Origin of the sequence: Streptococcus sp. 27098_8_23, assembly GCF_041432195.1 — a bacterium.
Classification (GTDB): Bacteria; Bacillota; Bacilli; order Lactobacillales; family Streptococcaceae; genus Streptococcus.
This window is the reverse complement of sequence record NZ_JAPVZF010000003.1, coordinates 1-21,344: the sequence shown is the minus strand read 5'-3', so window position 1 is coordinate 21,344 and position 21,344 is coordinate 1. Positions and strand designations below refer to the sequence as shown.

Sequence of the window (21,344 nt, the reverse complement as noted above, 5' to 3'; positions counted from 1 at the left end):
GGTATAATATAGTCTGTAATCTGAATGAAAAAGGTAACTTTATGAAACTCATCTCATGGAATATTGATTCCCTCAATGCAGCCCTAACGAGCGACTCAGCTCGTGCAAAATTGTCCCAAGAAGTCCTACAAACCTTGGTAGCCGAAAATGCTGATATTATCGCTATTCAGGAAACCAAGCTTTCTGCAAAAGGGCCTACAAAAAAACACTTGGATATTTTAGAAGAACTCTTCCCAGGTTATGAAAACACTTGGCGTTCCTCTCAAGAACCTGCCCGCAAAGGCTACGCTGGAACCATGTTCCTCTATAAGAAAGAACTCACACCAACAATTAGCTTCCCAGAAATCGGTGCTCCTTCTACCATGGACTTGGAAGGCCGCATCATCACCTTGGAATTTGATACATTTTTCGTAACGCAAGTTTACACTCCAAACGCTGGTGATGGGCTCAAACGCTTGGAAGAACGCCAAGTCTGGGATGTCAAATATGCTGAGTATTTGGCGCAACTAGACAAAGAAAAACCAGTCCTTGCGACTGGAGACTACAACGTAGCTCACAAGGAAATCGACCTTGCAAATCCTGCCAGCAACCGCCGTTCACCAGGATTTACAGACGAGGAGCGTGCTGGATTTACCAACCTCTTGGCAACTGGATTTACTGACACCTTCCGCCATATTCACGGCGATGTCCCAGAACGTTATACTTGGTGGGCCCAACGTAGCAAGACTTCTAAAATCAACAATACAGGCTGGAGAATCGACTACTGGCTCACTAGCAACCGCGTGGCTGACAAGGTGACCAAGTCTGACATGATTGACTCAGGTGCGCGTCAAGACCATACGCCGATTGTATTGGAAATTGAACTTTAAGGAGAAAGCTAATGGACTATCAAGCTGTCATTCCTGAATTTGTAGTATCTGACCTCGAAAAGTCACGCCACTTCTACTGCGACTTGCTGGGATTTTCTGTCGAATACGAGCGTCCAGAGGAGAAATTTCTCTTCCTCTCGCTTGAAGACTGCCAACTTATGCTAGAAGAAGGCAGCACAGAAGAATTAGCCCAACTAACCTATCCTTTCGGGCGCGGTGTCAATATTTCCTTTGGCATTGAAGATGTCCCACAGCTCCACCAAAAACTGCTGGAAGCTGACTATCCTATTTATCGTCCTTTGACTAAGAGAACATTTCGTGTTGGGGATCACTACATCTATCCTCACGAATTTGCCGTTTTGGATCCAGATGGTTATTTTTTAAGATTTAGCGAATAGAAGAATAAAAGGCTACAATACTTTCTAGCGTTGCAGCCTTTTATTCGTTCGCTTTTATGAACTATTTGCTAACAAAATATTTGATTTATAAAGCTAATTGGTGTAAAATAAAAACATTGGCAGTAACCTGTTTAAAATTGAATATCATTTTACTTGTTTATGTCGTGAATTGGCACGACGTTTCTACAAGGTGCCGTAACACCTAACAATGAGTATGTCAGCTGAAGGTATGGTGTTGGCCATGCCTATTTTGGGGACTTACTTAGGGGATTAAGTAGGTCCTTTTTCTATTTCTTGCTAGAAACTCTAGACAAGCAAATGAAGTATCTTTTAGACTTTAGGAGGTCTTATGAAATTATTAGAAGAGCGCATCCTCAAGGATGGGCATATCTTGGGTGACAACATCCTCAAGGTGGATTCCTTTTTAACCCACCAAGTTGACTTTAGCTTGATGCGAGAGATTGGTAAGGTTTTTGCGGAAAAATTCGCTTCTGCTGGCATTACCAAGGTCGTAACCATTGAAGCGTCAGGTATTGCCCCAGCCGTTTTTACAGCTGAAGCTTTAAATGTTCCCATGATTTTCGCCAAGAAAGCTAAAAACATCACCATGAACGAAGGCATCTTAACCGCCCAAGTCTACTCCTTTACCAAGCAGGTGACCAGCACCGTTTCCATCGCTGGAAAATTCCTCTCACCAGAGGACAAGGTCTTGATTATCGATGATTTCCTAGCAAATGGACAAGCTGCCAAAGGCTTGATCCAAATCATCGAACAAGCCGGAGCAAAAGTTGAAGCGATTGGTATCGTGATTGAAAAATCTTTCCAAGATGGTCGTGATTTGCTTGAAAAAGCAGGATATCCCGTCCTATCACTGGCTCGCTTGGATCGTTTTGAAAATGGTCAGGTCGTATTTAAGGAGGCAGATCTCTAATGCAAAAACAAGAAAAACATTCACAAGCAGCCGTTCTTGGCTTGCAACACTTACTAGCCATGTACTCAGGTTCTATCCTGGTTCCCATCATGATTGCGACAGCTCTTGGCTATTCAGCTGAGCAGTTGACCTACCTGATCTCCACAGATATCTTCATGTGTGGGGTGGCCACCTTCCTTCAACTCCAACTCAACAAATACTTTGGGATTGGACTACCAGTCGTTCTCGGAGTTGCCTTCCAATCCGTCGCTCCTTTGATTATGATTGGGCAGAGTCACGGTAGTGGGGCTATGTTTGGTGCCCTTATCGCATCAGGGATTTATGTGGTTCTGATTTCAGGTATTTTCTCAAAAGTTGCCAATCTCTTCCCATCTATCGTAACAGGCTCTGTCATTACCACGATTGGATTGACCTTAATTCCTGTCGCTATTGGAAATATGGGAAATAATGTCCCAGAGCCAACTGGTCAAAGCCTTTTGCTTGCAGCTATCACTGTTCTGATTATCCTCTTGATCAACATCTTTACCAAAGGATTTATCAAGTCTATCTCCATTTTGATTGGGTTGGTTGTTGGAACTGCCATTGCTGCCACTATGGGCTTGGTTGATTTCTCCCCTGTTGCGGCAGCACCGCTTGTCCATGTCCCAACTCCCCTCTACTTTGGAATGCCAACCTTTGAAATCTCCTCTATTGTCATGATGTGTATCATCGCAACGGTGTCTATGGTTGAGTCCACTGGTGTTTACCTGGCCTTGTCTGATATTACCAATGACCCGATCGACAGCACGCGCCTTCGCAACGGTTACCGCGCAGAAGGTCTGGCCGTACTTCTCGGAGGAATTTTTAACACCTTCCCTTATACAGGATTTTCACAAAACGTTGGTTTGGTTAAATTGTCAGGTATCAAGACCCGTCTGCCAATCTACTACGCAGCTGGTTTCCTAGTCCTCCTTGGACTCCTTCCTAAGTTTGGTGCCCTAGCTCAAATCATTCCGAGTCCTGTCCTTGGTGGTGCCATGCTGGTGATGTTTGGTTTTGTTTCCCTTCAAGGAATGCAAATCCTTGCCCGCGTTGACTTTGCTAACAATGAACACAACTTCCTTATCGCAGCTGTTTCCATCGCTGCTGGTGTAGGTCTAAACAACAGTAATCTCTTCGTCAGCATGCCGACAGCCTTCCAAATGTTCTTCTCAAACGGAATCGTCGTAGCCAGCTTACTGGCCATTGTCCTCAATGCAGTATTAAACCGGAAGAAGAAATAAGAAAAAGAGGTGTGAGCCTCTTTTTTGTTTCTCTATATCCTTACCTGTCTTTCTTCAGACCGCTGGCCTGTGACAAACATGGTAAAGGTGGCTTTGCAGACATTTCTGCTTTCTTGATTGGTGATATCCACATCCACGACACAGGTTGTGCGTCCATGATGGACACATTCTCCTTTAATGGTCAGTACATCGTCAAGTTTTCCTGCCTTGAGGTAGTTGATAGAGGATTGGAGCGTCACTCCATCAAGACCTAGAGAGATGACTACCAAACCACTGATTTGGTCACAAAGGGTGAAGAGATAGCCACCATGGGCATTGCCATAGTAGTTGAGTGACGAGTCCACCACTTTGGTCGTCACGACAACCTGACCATCTCTCATTTTTTCTATTTCGTAATTTTCAAAGGCAGATATAGCGTCAAAATGAAAATCTTTCATCGTTTCCTCCTGATAGTTCAAACGACACTATGATACTACTTTTTATAGGACTGCGCAAGGAGAAAGCTCCTAGTTTGGCAAAATTCCGACCTGTTCTACAAAGCGCATAAAGGCTACCTGTCCTTGTTCCGTTTGCTTGTAAACTCCTGCGTCCTCCAGAACACGCGCAAAGATAGTACCTACAGAGTCCTTGACGATTTCAAGGGCTTTTTCTTTATCTTTTAGGTCTGGATGTTGAGTTTTGAGCTGCTCTGCCCATTCCTGATGATAAGTCGCAACTGTGTCCCCTTCTCCCACGAGGTAGCTAGCGACTTGCTCCACTTCTGCTTTCAGGCGTGGTGGCAAAATAGCCAAGCCCATGACCTCAATCAAGCCGATATTTTCCTTCTTGATATGTTGGACATCCTTGTGGGGATGATAGATGCCATCCGGATGCTCTGCCGAAGTCTGATTGTCCCGCAAGACCAAGTCCAATTCAAACTGTCCATCACGCTTACGCGCAATGGGTGTAATGGTGTGATGCGGTATCCCGTCTGTCTCTGCCAAAATTTGCACTGCAGGGTCTGAATACTGGCGCCATTTCTGTAAAATCTTGTTAGCCAAGTTGATCAAATCTTCTTTTGAATCCGAGGTCAAACGTAGCACTGACATAGGCCACTTGACAATCCCAGCCTTGACCTGATCAAAACCAGCAAATCGGAAAGCCTTTTGCAAAGGAGCCAATTCCATAGGAAACACGTGACGGCCTCCTTGATAGTGGTCATGGGTGAGAATAGAGCCTCCCACGATTGGCAGGTCGGCATTAGAGCCTGCAAAATAGTCAGGAAACTGCTCTACAATAGCCAGCAGACGCTCAAAGCTCTGACGACTGATAGCCATGGGGCGATGCTGGCCGTCTAAGAAAATACAGTGCTCATTAAAATAAGCATAGGGCGAATACTGGAAGCCCCACTCCTGACCCGCCATTTCAAAACGGATAATGCGGTGATTGCTTCGAGCTGGATGGTTAACCCGACCATGGTAGCCTTCGTTCTCTAGACAGAGTTGACACTGGGGATAATTGCTAGCTTGCACCAACTTGGCTGCCGCAATCTCCTTTGGATCCTTTTCAGGCTTAGAGAGGTTGATGGTAATCTCAAGCTCTCCGTAATCAGACGGTACACGGTAAGCAATATTTTTAGCAATGGCCTTGAGCTTGATGTAGTCATTTTTCTGGCTAAGTTGGTAGAAGTCCGCAATTGCCTGCTCGGGAGATTGGGCATAGGTTGTCCAAAAGTCACGATTAACCTGACTTGGACAAGGGGTCACCAAGTCCATTAGTTCAGCACCGAGGATTTCACGCGCAGTCTGACTATCCTCTATCGTCTCTAATCGAACCGCCTCCTCGACAAGCTGGTCCTTGAGGTCAATCAAGTCATCCTGTTCCGTCTCAACTTCCAAAACACCATCTCCCACTCGTGCTAAGACACGATTGGACAGGTAGATGCGATCCATTTCCTCAAATGAACTTTCAGAAATGACATGTGTTACAAATTTATCTACTAAGGTCACTATAGAGCCTCCTTTTGACTAGTCAAGGACGCGAGTGCCACCTGCAACTTCAGCGATATAGAAGCTTGGAGCGTATCCAACGACTTCCTCGTAGTGTTTGCCTACAGCTTCCTTAAAGGCCTCAACAGTATCTTTTTGCACCAAGGCAATGGCACAGCCACCAAAACCTGCTCCTGTCATACGAGCACCAAGAATACCTTCTTGAGCCCAAGCTGTGTGAACAAGAGTATCCAATTCCAAGCCAGTTACTTCGTAATCATGCTCCAGAGAAACGTGTGACGCATTCATCAAGCGACCAAATGTTTCCAAATCACCTGCTTGAAGGGCTGCTTGAGCTTTAAGGGTACGTTGATTTTCAAGCACAGCATGGCGAGCACGTTTCAAACGATTTTCGTCTTTAATCAGATAGCTGTATTGGTCAAAGGTCCACTCGTCTAGTTCACCCAAGGTCTGAATATCCAAGGCAACTTGCAATTCTTCCACAGCTTTTTCACACTCAGCACGGCGTTCGTTGTATTTAGAGTCCGCTAGTTCACGGCGTTTGTTGGTATTCATAATAACAACGACATTGTCTTTTAAATCAAGTGGCACCAAATCGTACTCCAAAGTATTGGTATCTAGGTAAATAGCACGTTGGTCAGCCCCCATACCGATAGCAAACTGGTCCATGATACCAGAGTTGACTCCGATAAAGTTGTTTTCTGTTTGTTTTCCGATTTTAACCAAATCCAAACGGTCTAGTTTTAAATCAAAGAGATGCTCTGCCACGACCCCTGTCAAGAGTTCCAAGGATGCTGATGAAGACAAGCCAGCACCATTTGGGATATTACCAAAGACATAAAAATCAAAACCTTTGTCAATGACATGTCCAGCTTCTTGCAAGAAATGAAGGACACCTTTTGGATAATTGGTCCAGTTATGCTCTTTTTCAAATTTGAGGTCAGCAAGAGGCACTTCGATAATGCCCTTGTCCTCAAAGTTGGCTGAGTAGAAACGCAAAACTTGATCGTCACGTTTGCGAGCCACCCCATAAGTTCCCAAGGAAATAGCTGCTGGGAAAACATGTCCACCATTGTAATCCGTGTGTTCACCAATCAAATTGATACGACCTGGTGAAAAGAAAGTTTGGTCTGCTTCTTGACCAAAAACGGCAAGAAAGTCTTTGCGAAGGGCTTCAGCAGTAAGATGTTGTGTCATATGAATTCTCCTTTGACTGTCCGTTAAGTCACCTTAACGTGTAATCGTTTTCTTCTATTGTATCCAAGGCTTTTACCAAGGTCAATCCTTTTTACTAAAGTTTTACTAAACTATCAGTAAAAAGCAGAAAAATATGATATACTAACCTAAAAGGAGGAGGATTTATGGCTACCTTAAAAGACATCGCACAGCTAGCCTCTGTCTCTATCGCGACCGTATCTCGTGTCCTCAATCGCGACCAGAGTCTATCTGTCACAGAAGAAACCAGACACCGTATTTTAACTGTCGCTGAAGAACTGGGCTATACCAAGCACCTCAAGACAGGCGAATCCCACAAACCCAAGCAAAAGATTGCCATTATCCAATGGGTCAGCGAGCAGGGGGAGCTAGACGACCTCTACTATTATCAGATTCGTCTCGGTATTGAAAAAAGAGCTCAAGAGTTGGACTATGACATCTTGCGCTATTTTAATGACCATCCTTTTACACTAAGCGAGGAAGTGATTGGCATTCTCTGTATCGGAAAGTTCAGCCGAGCTCAGATTGCTGCCTTTGAAGAATACCAAAAACCTCTAGTCTTTATAGACAGCGATACCCTCTCACTAGGTCATACCTGTATTATCACTGACTTTTACACTGCTGTGAAACAAGTTGTAGACCATTTCCTCAGTCAAGGTATGAACCGTATCGGAATTCTCACAGGTCTTGAGGAAACAACTGACCAGGAAGAAATTATCCAGGATAAGCGGCTAGAAAATTTCAAAGACATTACCCAAGCAAATGGTATCTACCATGAAGAACTGGTCTTTCAGGGGAGCTTTACTGCCCAGTCTGGCTATGACTTGATGAAGGAGGCCATTCACAAGCTAGGAGAACAACTCCCACCAGCCTTTTTCGCTGCCAGCGATAGTTTAGCCATCGGTGCCCTTCGTGCTCTTCAAGAAGCAGGAATTAGCCTACCACACCGCGTCAGCCTCATTTCTTTTAACGACACTAGCCTGACCAAGCAGGTCTATCCTCCTCTTTCTAGCATTACCGTCTATACCGAAGAAATGGGCCGAGCAGGTATGGATATTCTTAATAAAGAAGTTCTACACGGTCGCAAAATCCCTAGCTTGACTATGCTGGGAACAAGACTGACTCTGAGAGAAAGTACAAGGAATGAATAGGATAACAAAACGACCTCTAGCGAGATCGTTTTTCTACTAATGATGCCCATGCTTCTGCTCTAACTCTCTCACCCTCCGCTTATGTTGCGCATGATTACTTTGACTGCTATCCACTTCAATAGTGATATTCTGCACGCCTCTTTCTTCTAAACATTGACGCACCACTTCTTTGGTCTCCATCATCTGCTCCCAGTCCTTGATACAAATGTGAACAATAGCATTGTTCTCTAGACCGTCCATGGACCAAATGCTAAGTTGGTTAACACTTTTGACATTGGTCAGAGCCTCTATATCCTTCTCCAGATCACTTGTCTCGACCCCTTCTGGCACAGCATCTAGGAAAATCTTCAGTGCGCTCCAAAAGCGAGGAATGGCTTTCGACAGAATAAAGATGGAAATAATAAGCGACAAGAGTGGATCGAGGATATACCAATCTGTAAATCGAAGAATAATCGCCATTAGAATGACAGCCAACCAACCAAGAGTATCTTCCAAAAAATGCAAGCTAAGAATTGACTCATTCTTTGTCTTTCCTTTACGAACTACCAGACTTGCTAGTACATTGATAACTACTGCAATGATTCCCAGCCAGAGGATACCATTTTCATTAACGGGTTGCGGGTGAACGATCTTTGTGACATTTTCCAAGATCACTAGGACAGACCCTATCATAAGAATCACAGCCGTTAGCATGGCCCCTAAAAGGCTGAAACGTTTGTAACCCAAGGTGTACTGCCTATCTTCTTCACGGTTTGAGATTGTTTCTAAAAGGGCTGAGATACCAATGGCTATAGCATCTCCCAAGTCATGAACAGAATCAGCAAGAACTGCACTCGAACCAAAGATTCCTCCTGCGATAAACTCAACAATCGCATAGCTTAAATTTAAGAAAAAAGCTAACCAGATAGATGTTTTAGAACTCATTTCTCTCCCTCCTTTGGTATAATGGGTATATACATACTTCTTTCATTTGTATTATCTAATAAAATCCAAAGAAAGGATAGAAGCAAACTGTCAGTCCTGTTCAGTTCTGAACAGTTTGTCTCAAGTGTCTATATGCCAAAAAGAGACCGTCGAGTCAGCAAGACGAAAAAAGCCATCTATCAAGCTTTTTTACAACTTTTGAACGATAAGGGCTATGATGCCACTACTGTTCAGGATATCATTGACCTAGCAGATGTTGGACGTTCTACTTTTTACTGTCATTACGAAAGTAAGGAACTCCTTTTAGATGAGCTCTGTCGCTACCTCTTTCATCATCTCTTTGAAAGGGAAGGACACTTTACTACCGAGGACTACCTCGCGCATATCTTTTTACATTTTCAGAAAAACCAGGACCATGTCACCAGTCTCCTTTTTTCCAAAAACGACTACTTCCTCCGCCAACTACACAAGGAACTCGAACACCACGTTTATCCCATGGTGGCGGGTGACTTGCAAGAGGCCTACCCAAACATTCCAGCCTCCTACCTCCAGCATTTTGTTGTGACGAACTTTATCGAGACTCTAACTTGGTGGCTAAAAAAAGGAAAATCTTATACCGAAGAGCAAGTGGTGAGATTTTACCTTGATGTAATGGAGATGACCTCTACAACTCCACTTGATAACTAAGCCTGTAACTCAGAAAGGAACCAACTATGTTAACTTCGATGATTCTAGGAATACTAACAATTGTACTAGCTCTCGCCTTCTCATTGCTTCACCTTGCTGCTGCTTTTTCAGCCATGAAACAAAAGAACTACAGTCTAGGAAATAAGTGCATCTTGGTCGGCAGTTGCCTCACTTCTCTGGCTCTAGCCATCTTTTACTTCGTCCCAGTTGCGACCATTCTTCTATGGATTGTGGGCTCGAGTATCGTCTGCTATGGAGCCTACTGGAATGGCCAACAGAAAGAAAAACAACATATCTCGCACCACATCGTTCGTATAACGACCGCTATTATCATTACGGTATTATTCATTTTGCTCTAACACAAAAAAGGATCATCTGATCCTTTTTTACTTTTTTAAGAGCTTTTTGCTGCCTTGCTCCACTGATACCACCCAACTAGACTATTGATGAGATAAATTAGGTATTTCCCTTGGATTTGCAGGCTTTCTCCCCACTAGAGATAGATTGAAAAGACATTGGTAGCTGCCCAGAATATCCATTGTTCACGGTAAACAGCTGTCATGAGGATTTGCCCAACCCCATTGGTCGCATCGGTGATGGAATCGCGATAAGGACGATTGGCTCCGATAGACTGATAAATGAACCCAAAGGCCAACCACCAAAGAACACTAATAGAAAGATACTTTGTCCAACCCTTGCCGTCTAGTTTACGTGCGACAAACTCTTGTTGTTCTTTCTTAAACTGGGCTTGATAAATCCAAACCAAGAGACCAATTGGCTGCATAATTGTAAAATAGAGAGTTGTTAAAACCTCACCATAGAAGCCTTTTTGAAGGGCAAGCACCAGATAAATGATGGAATTAATCAAACCAAATAGGTAGTTACTAGCACGACCTTCAGCTTCTCAAAGAGCAGAAAAAAGGTTAGTAAGGCTTGAGAGATGAATCATTTTAAAGGCAAACAATTCCAACAAGACGTCATCATTGTCGCTGTTGGTTATTACCTACGTTACAATCTGAGCTATCGTGAAGTTCAAGAATTGCTTTATGACCGTGGAATAAATGTTTGTCACACTACGATTTATCGGTGGGTTCAAGAATACAGTAAAATCCTCTATCATCTCTGGAAAAAGAAAAATAAACAGTCCTTCTATTCGTGGAAAATGGATGAAACCTATATCAAAATTAAGGGGCGTTGGCATTATCTCTCTCGAGCGATTGATGCGGACGGTTTAACATTGGATATCTGGTTACGAAAGAAACGTCGAGCAGACGATAACAGCTATAAGTTTGAAGATACCGCCTATCAAGAAGATAAAGCACGCAAAGCAGAAACCGAAGATAAGCTAGCTATTGAAGCAATGAAAAGCAAGTACACCACGCTATTGCTAGAAAATATGTTGCTAAGTCCGTTTGAAATGCAAGATACAAAAATCATGGCAGGATTGCAAGTCCATGTTTACCCCCTCTATGACGAACTGAAAGAATTAAGAGGGCTAAATAGTGTCAAAGACCACTTGTCTTATGTTGCCAGCAGACGTGAAGAATATTCTAAGCATAATATCGCACGCTACCTCAAAAAAGCCATTGAACAATATCTACCAACGGTTAAAAGGCAGGACTTAAACCATGAGTGAAGACTTAAAAACGATCAAAGAGCTGGCGGATGAGTTGAGTGTTACAAAACAAAATATTCAATATCACTACCAAAGGTTACCAAAAGAATTACAGCTTAAAAGTTCCAATGGGTCTAATCTAATAAATTCTAAAGCAGAAAAAATAATTTTAGGTAAAGTAGAAAGTAGTAGCAAATCAAATACCAAAGACCAACAAATAAGTAGCAAAGACCAACAAATAGAAAAACTAACTAATTTGTTAGACCAGTAACAACGATTAGCCTTGCAAGATAAAAAGTTGCTAGAAGAATACAAGGCGGAAAATGATAACTTAAAAGCCCTCAAAATGCCCTCACAGGAAACAGAATTCAAACACTTAGACAATCAATATAAAGATGAAGTGAACGCTCTTAAAGAGAAGTTGGAAAATTTGCAGGAACAAATCAAAGATCAAAAAAGGATAGAAGAACAAGAAAAACCAATAAAATGGTGAGGACTATGGCGAAAATAGATGATTCAGTTAAAAAGAAAGTTCCAGAATTGCGATTTAAAGTATTCACGGATGAATAGGAACAGCGTAAGTTGGGAGACGAAGTTCGAATAGTGATGGGACAGCCTCCTAATTCAGAAAATTATACTGATGATCCTAATGGGCGCTAAAAATGCGAAGACCTATGAAGACCTATTTTGTATTAGTCAAACAAAAAATCCAAAAGAAATGGTATATGATTATGACCATGAAACAAAGTAAAATCAAACCGAGTGATCTGAAGAAGCACCCGATGATCATGAAACGTTATTAAACACAAAAGTCACCCATGTGAGTTCTTGCCAGAAGCTGAAGTTAATCCTTCAACCTGGAAAACCCGCAGAGGTGACTTTTTCTATACATCTCGATTTTTCTGGCAATAATCATTAACCGATAAATATGTCTGTGAATCACCCAGCGACTCCGCTATGTCCATAATCCGCGGTGGTAGTAATCCCACTCGCTGGACAAGTTCGTGATTGCTGAACAATTCCCGTGGACTGCCGGCGAAGCCAAACTTCCCGTGTTCCATAACATACACCGACTCAAACTCGGCGGCGACCCAATCCATGTCATGGGTGATGGTCACAACTTGGTGGCCCGAATCAGCCAACTGATGGAAAATTGCGGTCAACTTGCGCCGGCTTTCCCAATCAAGCGACATCATCGGCTCATCAAATAAATAAATCGCCGGATCCACTGCCAAAACTGTGGCAACGCTCAACAGCTTGCGTTCCGACAATGACAGGTCATATGGACTTTCAGCTGTTTTATCATCCAAGCCAACTCTTTTTAGAGCCGCTAAAGCCCGCCTCGTAATCGTGTCGTGGTCATCCATGACCTGCGCGACATTCCACTCCACCTCTCGTTGAACGGTCGGGTTGAAAAGCTGATCGTCAGGATTCTGAAAAGTAATCCCAACCTTCAGTAACTTTTCGACTGGTTTAAGATCATTAAAATTTTCTCCATCGATCTTAATCACACCGGTTTGTGGTGTCAGCAAACCCGTCAACAATTTGAAGAGCGTTGATTTGCCGGCACCATTTTGGCCGACAATCGCCACCATCGGATCGGCGAAGTGTTTGTCTTCAACATCCAAGCTAAAGGACCGTTCCGGATAAGTGAACGTCAGGTGGCTCAGTTCAATTGTGGACATAACGAACCTCCTTCAGATCAGCGTAATTCACCGGATACCGGCCATCAGCCAAGTGCCAATCCATTTTTTGAGCAAGTTGCTGGATTGTCGGGGCTGGAATCTGCCAGTCAGCTGCCAAATGATTAAACACCTCACCCGGCCTGCCCTGGGCTACCATTTGACCCTCGTGCAGCACCCACACAACGTCGGCGACTTCGCATAAATCGTCAATTTCACTGGTGACAATGAAGACAGTCGTCTCTTTGACTTGGGCCAGCCATTGGAAAAATTGCTGGCGGCCAAGGGGATCCATCTCACTGGTCGGATCATCCATAATCAAAACAGCCGGATTAGCCACAATCGCCGTGGCAATTGCCAACCGCTGGATCTGACCACCGGAAAGGCTCTCGGGACGCAAATTCAGCTGTTCAATCAGCCCCATTTGCGTGGCAACTTCTTCAACCCGTTTTTGAATCAGTCCTTCAGCCATTCCCTGATTAATCAAGTCAAAGGCGATTTCATCGGCAACCGTGTCTGCCAACCCGCTTAGTTGGCCAGCTGGATTTTGCAGTACAACTCCATTCATGGCATTATAAACAGGCCAATTGTCAGACACTCGCTGGCCAAACATGTGCCAATCGCCCTCAATCTCAGCAGACACAATTTTGGGAATGACCCCTGCCAGCACACGGCACAAAGTCGATTTGCCGGAGTGGCTATTCCCGATAATCCCAACCACCTGGCCGGTATGAACCTCCGCGTTAATCTGACGCAGTTGTGGTTGCTCAGTACCCGGATAACGGGTGGTCAAATTTTCAATTACAATCCGTTTATCTTCGTCCATATCTTCCACCCAATCAATAAAATTGCCAATCCAGTCAGACCAATGTGCAGCGTCCGCGACAGGCGATACACGCGCTGGGAGGTTCTGACAGTCCGGTTGAGATTATCAAAACCTCTCAGTTGGAGAGAAATCGACCGCGTCATCGATTGATCCAAGGTCTTAATCACCAATGGAATTAGAACCGGCAGGACTGACTTTAATTTCTGAATCAACGTTTTTTGCGGATTGGTTCCGCGAACTTTTTGTGCCTGCTGGATTTTCCGCATATTGCGCATCATTTCCGGCAAAATATAACACACCGACATCAGAACGTAGACGGTTTTATAAGACAATCCGGACAGTTCCAAATAGGCCGCGTTTTCTGAAATACTCGTGGTCACCATAAAAAAGCCACTGGTCAAAATAATCACCAATACTCGACAACCCAGAGTGGTGGCGTAAATCAGGCCTTCTTTGTAGAACGACACCCCAAACACAGAAAACAGCACAGTTTGATTCCGACTGTAAAATAACCCTTGGATGATCAGCATGGTGCAAATCAGAAACAGGCTGAATCCCAGCGCCTTAAAGGTGGTAGAACTCAATTTGGAAAATAACAATAGCAGTGTTGCGACAAGAATTAATCCGGCCTGAAGCAATAAATTCATACTGGCAAAGCTCAACAACGTCATGTTCAAGATGAACAAGAGCTTAGTAATCGGATCGATCACCTGGTACCACTTGAGCTTGACCCGTGGCGCTCCAGAAATCAATGTTTTATCAGTCATCATTTATCATCGCTAAAGAAGTGCACCATCCGCTTCGGCAGCTGACGATAGATGAAGAATGCCAGGTAGGCCACGCAGACTTTATCCAAAATATCCAAGACAAACTCATCTATAAATGAGGCCAGCCACACTGGTGCATGATTGGCGACCATTACCGCAAACAATGAGTCACCCCAAGCGATACCGGTCTGACCACCCCAAAAGATGACGTTGAGTGGCGTTGAAATGACAGCTGAAACGATGGCAATAATAATAGCAGAAACAAATACTCGTCGCGCTGACGAGAACCACCCATTGGCGTGCAAAACTCCGACAGCAATCCCAATTCCGATGCTGGTAATCGCATACACGGTTGAAATTGGCGATAAGGTCAGCCCATAGATCACGTTGTTGATGAAACCACTAATGGCACCGGCAACCGGCCCAGCCAACATGCTGGTAAGAAAGGTTCCCAAAGACCCCAGCCAAACGGGCAACTTTAACCCCTCCGCCAAGGCTTTGGCAACATAGTTAATCCCCACGGCAGCGGGAATCAAAGTCATGGTGGCAGCACTTAACTTAAATTTCCACATACTGGTACGATGAATCGGTTCTGTTTTCATAATCTTCTCCTTTTGTTTTTAAAGAGCCGTGTCTGGATAGACTTTCGGACGCAACGCTCTATTATATATCTACTGAACTGTCTATACACAAGAATTCCATCCTTAGTCGACATGAGCTGGAAATCCTTATTTGTTAAGTAGTTCACAACACATTATACACCTATTCTCTGAATAGTCAAGTGTATTTACAGTAAAATTTTAGAAAATCCTGAAAATTTCCTCTTATTTTCCATTTAAAAATGATAATCATTAATTCTGATACCAAAAAAGCCCAGACAAGATTGTCTGAGCATTCTTTTCTATAGTCGTTTAAGCAAGTTGAGTTTGACATTTTCAAACTATTTCTTCAACAAACCTTGTTCTTGTAAAAACTCCTTGGCTACTTGTTCTGCTGACTTGCCTTCGACACCAACTTGGTAGTTGAGCTGGCTCATCTGACTTTCCGTAATTTTACCAGCCAATTTATTGAGAACTGTCTCCAACTCAGGATGTTTCTTGAGAAGAGCTTCTTTCATGAGTGGCGCTCCTTGATAAGGTGGGAAGAGTTGCTTGTCATCTTCCAAGACCTGTAAATCATAACGTGCCAACTCTGCATCTGTCGAATAGGCATCCGTGATTTGAATATCGCCTGACTGAATTGCCTGATAGCGAAGAGCAGGCTCCATGGTCGCTACGTTGAGATTGAGACCATACATTGATTGCAAGCCCTTATTTCCATCTTCACGGTCATTAAATTCGAGAGTAAAGCCTGCCTTCAACTGTCCTTCCACTTTTTTCAAGTCCGAAATGGTCTTCAAGCCATATTCTTGAGCAATTTTTTTCGGAACAGCTACAGCGTAGGTATTTTGATAAGACATAGGTTTGAGATAGGCTAGATGATCCTGTTTGGCAATACCATCACGCGCCACCTGATAAACCTGATCCGGCTCATGACCTACCTTGGGTGATGGCTGAAGCAAACTTTCAGTCACTGTACCAGTAAATTCAGGATAGATATCAATATCCCCTTTTTTCAGAGCTTCATAGAGGAAGCTTGTTTTCCCAAAATTCGGCTTAACAGTCGCAGTCATACTGGTATTTTCTTCAATCAGCAACTTATACATATTGGCCAAAATTTCGGGTTCCGGTCCCAATTTCCCAGCAATCACCAAGTTTTCTTTCTCTTTTTGAACTAAGAGGGCTGGACTATAAGACAGACCCAGCAATATGGTCACCAAGGCAAAACCAGAGAAAATCGTCCGCAATTTTGCTTTTTCCATCACTTTTAGTAGGAAGTTAAAGGCAATGGCCAGCACTGCAGAAGAAAGGGCCCCAATCAAAATCAGATTGGTATTATTGCGGTCAATTCCCAAAAGGATAAAGGAACCCAGTCCCCCAGCACCAATCAAGGCTGCCAAGGTCGCCGTACCGATAATCAAGACCGCTGCCGTCCGAATCCCAGACATCATAACAGGCATGGCAAGTGGAATTTCGAATTTCTTGAGACGTTCCCATCTGGTCATCCCAAAGGCAATCCCAGCCTCTTGCAGACTCGGATCAATTCCCTTCAGCCCAGTGATGGTATTTTGCAAAATCGGGAAAATAGCATAAATCACTAGAGCTGTCAAGGCCGGTAAGGTCCCAATTCCCATCAAGGGGATGAAGAGCCCCAACAAGGCCAGAGACGGGATGGTCTGGAAAATCCCTGCAATCTGCAAGACCCAATCCGCCAATTTCTCATGATAACGAAGATAAACAGCCAAAGGAATCGCTATAAAAATAGCTAGTAACAAAGTCAAAAGCGACAACTGCAAATGTTGAGATAGGGCTGTTACCCAATCACCAAAACGCTCCTGAAAAGTTGATATCAAATTAGCCATGAACACTACCTCCAAACAAGTCTGCTACAAACTCTGTAGCAGGCGCTTTTAAAATCGTCTCGGGATTCGCCACCTGACGAATCTCTCCGTCCTGCAAAACAGCAATACGATCACCTAATTTCAAAGCTTCATCCGTATCATGGGTCACAAAAATCGTTGTCATTCCAAACTCTTTATGCAATTCTTTCGTCAGAACCTGCAACTGTTTTCTCGAAATAGCGTCCAAAGCCGAAAAGGGTTCATCCATAAGCAAAATCTTAGGCTGACCAATCATGGCACGGACAATGCCGACCCGTTGCTGTTCTCCACCAGATAATGCACTCGGAAGTCGATGCCCATACTCATCTATCGGTAAACCAACCTTAGCCAAAAGCTCTTCTGTTTTCTGAGCAATTTCTTCCTTAGTCCAGCCCTTCATTTCTGGAATGAGGGCAATATTTTCCGCAACCGTTAGATTGGGAAACAGAGCAATGGCCTGTAAAACATAGCCAGTAGAAAGACGAAGCTCACGCTCATCATAGTCTTTGATGCGCTTACCATCCATGTATATATTTCCATCAGTTGGTTCCAAAAGACGGTTAATCATCTTGATCATGGTCGTCTTACCAGACCCAGAAGGTCCAACTAAAACCATGAACTCCCCATTCTCAATCCGTAAATTGACATCTCTCAAAACATCTTTTTCTGTGTAGCGCAAGGCTACATTTTTGTATTCAATCATTCTTTGTCCTCAATTTAAAATTTTCCTCGATTGGTCAAGTTACCAAACTTTTAATAACTAATTTATCCCACTCTAAACCTCATTTTCCTTCTCTTTCAGATTAGCCAAAATTCTTTCTTGAAAGGCTTCAAACTGCCTAATTTCCTCTTCTGAAAATCCTTTGTAACAGATAGTATCCAATCTCTGACTGACACGTTGCCCAACTTCTTTCTGGGACTTGCCCAACTCTGTTAAAACTAAATACTTCTTACGCTTATCTTCTCCACACGGACTGACAGTTATAAGATTTTGTTCCTCTAGCTTTTTTATCATAGTCGTCAGCGTATTATTAGCAAGCCCAGTCGCAAGCGCAATATCTGTCGCAGTTGCACAGCCCGTCTTACTATTCCATAAAACCGCTAAAATCTTTCCCTGCTCACTCCGATAAAGAGAGTCAGGGTCTTGTCTCAGTAACTTTTGAAAAATCCGCCCATTCAACAAACGAATATGATGGGCTACCAAATGACAATATTTCATGAAACCTCCAATTTATTTCCATATCGATACGAATGAAAACATTATAATACTTATTATTCTAACTGTCAACTATTTCGATTTAGAACTAATTTTTCTCAGTAAAAAATCTCCTACTCAAGGTAGAAGATTTCAATCTTATAAACTTAATCCGTCATGTCTGATACCAAAGTTCGACGCTCCAATGGAATACTGCACATAACTAACAAGAAAATGAAGCCTGACTGAATCCAGAAAAGGGCCAAGTCAAAGATTCCATGCACAGCAACCACTGTAAGGAAAGATAGATAAAGACCGATAATTGGACGTTTCCCCGACTCCTGACTCATATCCATCATCAAACGAACAGGAGCAACAGAAGACAAAGCTAATAAAATGGTTCCCACAATTCCGTAACTCAGAATCGTATCAATATAAAGGCTGTGAGCATGTTCATGATAAGGAGCATTTATCCGAGGATAAGAGTGCATATAGGTCAATGGCCCCTCCCCCCAAAAAGGATTTTGCTTAAACAAGGCCATCCCAGCATCCCAGATAGAAATGCGTTCTTCCATAGAGGAATCTAAAGTCCCCATCCGAACTCCCAAATCACTAGAAAAAAGGAAACTCAAGCCAATCGCAAAGACCCCGATACTAAGCCAAAAGGCCTTCCAGTTTTTAATGGTTGTAAAGAGATAAATGATGGCACCAGCGATGATGGCAGGAAAGGCTGTTCTATTTTGCGTAAAATTCAAACCAAATAGATTCACAAAACCTGCTAGCACACAAAAGACTTTCAACCATCTTAACTTCGTCGTTGTAAAGAGATAAAAGGCAATCATGATACAGAAGCAACAAATGATCCCATAGTAGTTAGGATTAAAGAAGGTGACCTCTGCACGGTTCTGGTGCCACACTTGCATATTGGGAGAAAGAAAGGCATAGTTAAATTTCTTTACAATTTGGAAATGCTCCAAAGTAGCAAAAGCCGCAGAGAGCACACTACCAAACAAGATTGTCTGCAGTATCAGTCGAAAGAAAGCATGTGTCAGACGTTTCTGGTAATAACTAAAGAAAACGAGGAAGAGAAACATCAGTAAAGATGCAACCAATCCAAGCCAGTTCTTGGCGACAATAGAGATGATACTACTGTAGGCAATAAAAAAGAGAAGTACAAGATGTTTGAACAATCCTTTGATAATTCCCTTCATCTCCCCAGTAACAAGTAAACCTATCAAATATAAAGCAAAGAGGGCTAAGAACAAATAAAAAGGTAAAAAGATACTTATGATCATCAAATACAAAAAGAAATCTTTTTTCGAAAGCCCTCTTATCTTATCCAGTAATCCAATTGATTTCAAAACGGATCCTTTCTGTTCTGGATTTCTCCAGAAGATAAATGCTAAACTATCTTTATATTCTACCATTTTTTCCGTCATTTGGGAACAATGAACACGCTACCAAAAAGAAAAAATCAGTGAATATTTAGAAAAATTTTTAAGGAGAGAAATTTTACAAAGCAATTATTGCTCCCCTACAACTGTTCATTTCCCTAAATTAAAGAAAGCTGTGGTAGAATAAAAGAAAGCTTTAAAAATCACTATAGAACAAATCTGTATAAAGGAAAATCAATGAAATCACACCAACTAGTCTACCAAATATTAGCTAGAGAAAACGATTATGTTAGCGGAGAAAAAATCGGAGAAGAACTGAATTTAAGCCGAACATCCATATGGAAAGCGATCCAACGTCTTCAACAAGAAGGCCTAGAAATTGATAGTATCAAAAATAGAGGATACAAGCTTATTCAAGGAGATCTGATATTGCCTGATTTGATTCAAGAGAAAACCGACTTAACAATTCGCTACAAACCTGACACCAAATCAACCCAAACAGATGCAAAAGAAGGGATTGAGGCTGGAAACAAAGGAAATACACTCTATCTTTCAACCTGTCAAACAGCAGGTCGTGGCCGCTTTCAGCGCCCCTACTATTCTCCATCTCAGGGTGGGATCTATATGTCCCTGCATATTCAACCCAATCTTCCCTATGAAAAACTCCCATCCTATACTCTCCTTGTAGCTGCTGCAGTCTACAAAGCCATTAAAAATCTAACTATGATAGAAGTAGATATCAAATGGGTAAATGACATCTACTTTAAGAATAAAAAAATAGCAGGTATCCTCACCGAAGCGATGACATCAGTTGAGACAGGCTTGGTTACAGACGTCATTATCGGACTGGGTATAAATTTTTCTATAGCAGACTTCCCAGATGACCTAAAAGAAAAAGCAGGCAGCCTATTTATGCCACCGGCACCAATTAGTCGTAATGAGCTCATCAGCGAAATATGGAATTGTTTCTACAACACGGATCCAGATGAGCTATTTTATATCTATAAAGAAAGATCAATCGTTCTTGGAAAAGAAGTTACCTTCCAGCTAGATGGAAAATTTAAAAAAGGACTTGCAAAAGAAATCTCAGAATCTGGCCGACTACAAGTCGAACTTGAAGATAAACATACTATCTGGCTAAATAGCGGAGAAATATCGCTAACAAGTTGGTAATAAACAAATCCCCCTTTTAACGATTTAGAAGGGGGATTTACATACAAAAAAAGAGCCTAACAGCTCTCTTAACTTACGGAGAATGGGGGATTCGAACCCCCGCGCCGGTTACCCGACCTAACGATTTAGCAAACCGTCCTCTTCAGCCTCTTGAGTAATTCTCCTATTAATGGGCACGAGTGGACTCGAACCACCGACCTCACGCTTATCAGGCGTGCGCTCTAACCACCTGAGCTACGCGCCCAAGTTCAAAAACTTGGTATGAACTTTCGTTCAAAGCGGGTGACGAGAATCGAACTCGCGACAACAGCTTGGAAGGCTGTAGTTTTACCACTAAACTACACCCGCTTAATAAAACAAAATATGGCGCGAGACGGAATCGAACCGCCGACACATGGAGCTTCAATCCATTGCTCTACCAACTGAGCTACCGAGCCAAATTGCGGGAGCAGGATTTGAACCTACGACCTTCGGGTTATGAGCCCGACGAGCTACCGAGCTGCTCCATCCCGCGTTAATATGAAAGGAGGATGTGGGATTCGAACCCACGCACGCTTTTACACGCCTGACGGTTTTCAAGACCGTTCCCTTCAGCCGGACTTGGGTAATCCTCCATTATTTACAATGGACCTTGTAGGACTTGAACCTACGACCACTCGGTTATGAGCCGAGAGCTCTAACCAGCTGAGCTAAAGGTCCAACAAGATCAATATAGCGGCGAAGGGGATCGAACCCCCGACCTCCCGGGTATGAACCGGACGCTCTAGCCAGCTGAGCTACACCGCCAT

Annotated in this window: 23 protein-coding genes, 8 tRNA genes, 1 pseudogene and 1 riboswitch; of the genes and pseudogenes, 11 read left to right on the top strand and 21 right to left on the bottom strand. The window is 43.1% G+C overall.

What is annotated here, in order from left to right; all coding sequences use genetic code 11:
• Positions 1–41: 41 nt before the first annotated feature.
• From O3652_RS05540 to O3652_RS05525, 4 genes are all read left to right on the top strand, one after another.
• Positions 42–869: an exodeoxyribonuclease III gene (locus O3652_RS05540; protein ID WP_227232044.1), complete on the top strand. Its 828-nt coding sequence runs from the start codon at positions 42–44 to the stop codon at positions 867–869.
• A gap of 11 nt (positions 870–880) precedes the next feature.
• A complete protein-coding gene (locus O3652_RS05535) occupies positions 881–1,267 on the top strand; it encodes a VOC family protein (RefSeq protein WP_042902628.1) in 387 nt (128 codons plus the stop codon).
• A gap of 133 nt (positions 1,268–1,400) precedes the next feature.
• A riboswitch (purine riboswitch) is annotated at positions 1,401–1,496 on the top strand.
• 120 nt (positions 1,497–1,616) lie between these two features.
• A complete protein-coding gene (locus O3652_RS05530) occupies positions 1,617–2,198 on the top strand; it encodes a xanthine phosphoribosyltransferase (protein WP_042902627.1) in 582 nt (193 codons plus the stop codon).
• Positions 2,198–3,460 (top strand): nucleobase:cation symporter-2 family protein, encoded by a 1,263-nt coding sequence (locus tag O3652_RS05525; RefSeq protein ID WP_084917455.1) that lies wholly within the window; start codon positions 2,198–2,200, stop codon positions 3,458–3,460. Before O3652_RS05530 ends, O3652_RS05525 begins: the two co-directional genes overlap by 1 nt.
• A 32-nt stretch (positions 3,461–3,492) precedes the next feature.
• Here O3652_RS05525 and O3652_RS05520 read toward each other — a convergent pair whose 3' ends face one another.
• From O3652_RS05520 to O3652_RS05510, 3 genes are all read right to left on the bottom strand, one after another.
• On the bottom strand, positions 3,493–3,897 hold the full coding sequence (locus tag O3652_RS05520) for a PaaI family thioesterase (protein WP_371590146.1): 405 nt from the start codon (positions 3,895–3,897) through the stop codon (positions 3,493–3,495).
• 69 nt (positions 3,898–3,966) lie between these two features.
• Positions 3,967–5,448 carry a UDP-glucose--hexose-1-phosphate uridylyltransferase gene (locus tag O3652_RS05515; protein ID WP_371590145.1) on the bottom strand — a complete coding sequence of 494 codons (1,482 nt, stop codon included), beginning with the start codon at positions 5,446–5,448 and terminating at the stop codon, positions 3,967–3,969.
• Positions 5,449–5,466: 18 nt separating this feature from the next.
• On the bottom strand, positions 5,467–6,645 hold the full coding sequence (locus O3652_RS05510) for a galactokinase (RefSeq protein WP_371590144.1): 1,179 nt from the start codon (positions 6,643–6,645) through the stop codon (positions 5,467–5,469).
• 164 nt (positions 6,646–6,809) lie between these two features.
• On the opposite strand from O3652_RS05510, the gene galR reads away from it, so the two are divergent.
• The gene (gene galR / locus O3652_RS05505; RefSeq protein WP_125413588.1) at positions 6,810–7,814 is read left to right on the top strand and encodes a DNA-binding transcriptional regulator GalR; all 1,005 of its coding nucleotides are present in this window, start codon (positions 6,810–6,812) and stop codon (positions 7,812–7,814) included.
• A 36-nt stretch (positions 7,815–7,850) separates the two neighbouring features.
• Here galR and O3652_RS05500 read toward each other — a convergent pair whose 3' ends face one another.
• Positions 7,851–8,738 (bottom strand): cation diffusion facilitator family transporter, encoded by an 888-nt coding sequence (locus tag O3652_RS05500; protein WP_125413587.1) that lies wholly within the window; start codon positions 8,736–8,738, stop codon positions 7,851–7,853.
• 132 nt (positions 8,739–8,870) lie between these two features.
• Here O3652_RS05500 and O3652_RS05495 point away from each other — a divergent pair, with 132 nt between their 5' ends.
• Positions 8,871–9,425 (top strand): TetR/AcrR family transcriptional regulator, encoded by a 555-nt coding sequence (locus O3652_RS05495; RefSeq protein WP_001126072.1) that lies wholly within the window; start codon positions 8,871–8,873, stop codon positions 9,423–9,425.
• 26 nt (positions 9,426–9,451) lie between these two features.
• Positions 9,452–9,784 carry a hypothetical protein gene (locus O3652_RS05490; protein WP_000958143.1) on the top strand — a complete coding sequence of 111 codons (333 nt, stop codon included), beginning with the start codon at positions 9,452–9,454 and terminating at the stop codon, positions 9,782–9,784.
• A gap of 35 nt (positions 9,785–9,819) precedes the next feature.
• Here O3652_RS05490 and pnuC read toward each other — a convergent pair.
• Positions 9,820–10,326, bottom strand: a pseudogene (gene pnuC / locus O3652_RS05485) (nicotinamide riboside transporter PnuC); the annotation flags it as partial.
• A gap of 39 nt (positions 10,327–10,365) precedes the next feature.
• On the opposite strand from pnuC, the gene O3652_RS05480 reads away from it, so the two are divergent.
• From O3652_RS05480 to O3652_RS05470, 3 genes are read left to right on the top strand one after another with little or no spacing between them, the layout of a single operon-like run.
• The gene (locus O3652_RS05480) at positions 10,366–11,061 is read left to right on the top strand and encodes an IS6 family transposase (protein WP_084868107.1); all 696 of its coding nucleotides are present in this window, start codon (positions 10,366–10,368) and stop codon (positions 11,059–11,061) included.
• Positions 11,054–11,311: a plasmid replication protein gene (locus O3652_RS05475; protein WP_001287840.1), complete on the top strand. Its 258-nt coding sequence runs from the start codon at positions 11,054–11,056 to the stop codon at positions 11,309–11,311. Before O3652_RS05480 ends, O3652_RS05475 begins: the two co-directional genes overlap by 8 nt.
• A 12-nt stretch (positions 11,312–11,323) precedes the next feature.
• Positions 11,324–11,533: a hypothetical protein gene (locus O3652_RS05470; protein WP_001152919.1), complete on the top strand. Its 210-nt coding sequence runs from the start codon at positions 11,324–11,326 to the stop codon at positions 11,531–11,533.
• A 391-nt stretch (positions 11,534–11,924) separates the two neighbouring features.
• Here O3652_RS05470 and O3652_RS05465 read toward each other — a convergent pair whose 3' ends face one another.
• The 8 genes from O3652_RS05465 to O3652_RS05430 form a co-directional block, all read right to left on the bottom strand.
• On the bottom strand, positions 11,925–12,725 hold the full coding sequence (locus tag O3652_RS05465; RefSeq protein ID WP_000103848.1) for an energy-coupling factor ABC transporter ATP-binding protein: 801 nt from the start codon (positions 12,723–12,725) through the stop codon (positions 11,925–11,927).
• A complete protein-coding gene (locus O3652_RS05460) occupies positions 12,712–13,548 on the bottom strand; it encodes an ABC transporter ATP-binding protein (protein WP_125413586.1) in 837 nt (278 codons plus the stop codon). The genes O3652_RS05465 and O3652_RS05460 overlap by 14 nt, the downstream gene beginning before the upstream one ends.
• Positions 13,524–14,315 carry an energy-coupling factor transporter transmembrane component T gene (locus O3652_RS05455; RefSeq protein WP_000130449.1) on the bottom strand — a complete coding sequence of 264 codons (792 nt, stop codon included), beginning with the start codon at positions 14,313–14,315 and terminating at the stop codon, positions 13,524–13,526. Before O3652_RS05455 ends, O3652_RS05460 begins: the two co-directional genes overlap by 25 nt.
• Entirely contained in the window at positions 14,315–14,917 is a 603-nt protein-coding gene (locus tag O3652_RS05450) for a hypothetical protein (RefSeq protein ID WP_000846126.1), read from the bottom strand. Before O3652_RS05450 ends, O3652_RS05455 begins: the two co-directional genes overlap by 1 nt.
• Positions 14,918–15,255: 338 nt before the next feature.
• Entirely contained in the window at positions 15,256–16,776 is a 1,521-nt protein-coding gene (locus tag O3652_RS05445) for an ABC transporter permease/substrate-binding protein (protein ID WP_125413585.1), read from the bottom strand.
• Positions 16,769–17,497, bottom strand: a complete 729-nt coding sequence (locus tag O3652_RS05440; protein ID WP_049478411.1) for an ABC transporter ATP-binding protein — start codon at positions 17,495–17,497, stop codon at positions 16,769–16,771. The genes O3652_RS05445 and O3652_RS05440 overlap by 8 nt, the downstream gene beginning before the upstream one ends.
• Before the next feature lie 72 nt (positions 17,498–17,569).
• On the bottom strand, positions 17,570–18,013 hold the full coding sequence (locus tag O3652_RS05435; RefSeq protein ID WP_000872568.1) for a MarR family winged helix-turn-helix transcriptional regulator: 444 nt from the start codon (positions 18,011–18,013) through the stop codon (positions 17,570–17,572).
• Positions 18,014–18,156: 143 nt separating this feature from the next.
• Positions 18,157–19,350: an O-antigen ligase gene (locus O3652_RS05430; RefSeq protein WP_049519720.1), complete on the bottom strand. Its 1,194-nt coding sequence runs from the start codon at positions 19,348–19,350 to the stop codon at positions 18,157–18,159.
• Positions 19,351–19,620: 270 nt separating this feature from the next.
• On the opposite strand from O3652_RS05430, the gene birA reads away from it, so the two are divergent.
• Complete coding sequence (gene birA, locus O3652_RS05425) at positions 19,621–20,556, top strand: bifunctional biotin--[acetyl-CoA-carboxylase] ligase/biotin operon repressor BirA (RefSeq protein ID WP_125413584.1); 936 nt, start codon at positions 19,621–19,623, stop codon at positions 20,554–20,556.
• 76 nt (positions 20,557–20,632) lie between these two features.
• Here birA and O3652_RS05420 read toward each other — a convergent pair.
• From O3652_RS05420 to O3652_RS05385, 8 genes are all read right to left on the bottom strand, one after another.
• Positions 20,633–20,720: transfer RNA gene (locus O3652_RS05420), tRNA-Ser, on the bottom strand.
• A 6-nt stretch (positions 20,721–20,726) separates the two neighbouring features.
• Positions 20,727–20,800, bottom strand: a tRNA-Ile gene (locus tag O3652_RS05415).
• A 33-nt stretch (positions 20,801–20,833) separates the two neighbouring features.
• A tRNA-Gly gene (locus tag O3652_RS05410) sits at positions 20,834–20,904 on the bottom strand.
• A gap of 16 nt (positions 20,905–20,920) precedes the next feature.
• Positions 20,921–20,993, bottom strand: a tRNA-Phe gene (locus O3652_RS05405).
• 3 nt (positions 20,994–20,996) lie between these two features.
• Positions 20,997–21,070: transfer RNA gene (locus O3652_RS05400), tRNA-Met, on the bottom strand.
• A 10-nt stretch (positions 21,071–21,080) separates the two neighbouring features.
• Positions 21,081–21,170, bottom strand: a tRNA-Ser gene (locus tag O3652_RS05395).
• A gap of 11 nt (positions 21,171–21,181) precedes the next feature.
• A tRNA-Ile gene (locus O3652_RS05390) sits at positions 21,182–21,255 on the bottom strand.
• 13 nt (positions 21,256–21,268) lie between these two features.
• A tRNA-Met gene (locus O3652_RS05385) sits at positions 21,269–21,342 on the bottom strand.
• Positions 21,343–21,344 lie beyond the last annotated feature (2 nt).

What these genes read in the sequence shown, in the direction of transcription:
- O3652_RS05540 (WP_227232044.1), top strand. Translation starts at nt 42, where the DNA reads ATGAAACTCATCTCATGGAATATTGATTCCCTCAATGCAGCCCTAACG.
- O3652_RS05535 (WP_042902628.1), top strand. Translation starts at nt 881, where the DNA reads ATGGACTATCAAGCTGTCATTCCTGAATTTGTAGTATCTGACCTCGAA.
- O3652_RS05530 (WP_042902627.1), top strand. Translation starts at nt 1,617, where the DNA reads ATGAAATTATTAGAAGAGCGCATCCTCAAGGATGGGCATATCTTGGGT.
- O3652_RS05525 (WP_084917455.1), top strand. Translation starts at nt 2,198, where the DNA reads ATGCAAAAACAAGAAAAACATTCACAAGCAGCCGTTCTTGGCTTGCAA.
- O3652_RS05520 (WP_371590146.1), bottom strand. Translation starts at nt 3,897, where the DNA reads ATGAAAGATTTTCATTTTGACGCTATATCTGCCTTTGAAAATTACGAA.
- O3652_RS05510 (WP_371590144.1), bottom strand. Translation starts at nt 6,645, where the DNA reads ATGACACAACATCTTACTGCTGAAGCCCTTCGCAAAGACTTTCTTGCC.
- galR (WP_125413588.1), top strand. Translation starts at nt 6,810, where the DNA reads ATGGCTACCTTAAAAGACATCGCACAGCTAGCCTCTGTCTCTATCGCG.
- O3652_RS05500 (WP_125413587.1), bottom strand. Translation starts at nt 8,738, where the DNA reads ATGAGTTCTAAAACATCTATCTGGTTAGCTTTTTTCTTAAATTTAAGC.
- O3652_RS05495 (WP_001126072.1), top strand. Translation starts at nt 8,871, where the DNA reads ATGCCAAAAAGAGACCGTCGAGTCAGCAAGACGAAAAAAGCCATCTAT.
- O3652_RS05490 (WP_000958143.1), top strand. Translation starts at nt 9,452, where the DNA reads ATGTTAACTTCGATGATTCTAGGAATACTAACAATTGTACTAGCTCTC.
- O3652_RS05480 (WP_084868107.1), top strand. Translation starts at nt 10,366, where the DNA reads ATGAATCATTTTAAAGGCAAACAATTCCAACAAGACGTCATCATTGTC.
- O3652_RS05475 (WP_001287840.1), top strand. Translation starts at nt 11,054, where the DNA reads ATGAGTGAAGACTTAAAAACGATCAAAGAGCTGGCGGATGAGTTGAGT.
- O3652_RS05465 (WP_000103848.1), bottom strand. Translation starts at nt 12,725, where the DNA reads ATGTCCACAATTGAACTGAGCCACCTGACGTTCACTTATCCGGAACGG.
- O3652_RS05460 (WP_125413586.1), bottom strand. Translation starts at nt 13,548, where the DNA reads ATGGACGAAGATAAACGGATTGTAATTGAAAATTTGACCACCCGTTAT.
- O3652_RS05455 (WP_000130449.1), bottom strand. Translation starts at nt 14,315, where the DNA reads ATGACTGATAAAACATTGATTTCTGGAGCGCCACGGGTCAAGCTCAAG.
- O3652_RS05450 (WP_000846126.1), bottom strand. Translation starts at nt 14,917, where the DNA reads ATGAAAACAGAACCGATTCATCGTACCAGTATGTGGAAATTTAAGTTA.
- O3652_RS05445 (WP_125413585.1), bottom strand. Translation starts at nt 16,776, where the DNA reads ATGGCTAATTTGATATCAACTTTTCAGGAGCGTTTTGGTGATTGGGTA.
- O3652_RS05440 (WP_049478411.1), bottom strand. Translation starts at nt 17,497, where the DNA reads ATGATTGAATACAAAAATGTAGCCTTGCGCTACACAGAAAAAGATGTT.
- O3652_RS05435 (WP_000872568.1), bottom strand. Translation starts at nt 18,013, where the DNA reads ATGAAATATTGTCATTTGGTAGCCCATCATATTCGTTTGTTGAATGGG.
- birA (WP_125413584.1), top strand. Translation starts at nt 19,621, where the DNA reads ATGAAATCACACCAACTAGTCTACCAAATATTAGCTAGAGAAAACGAT.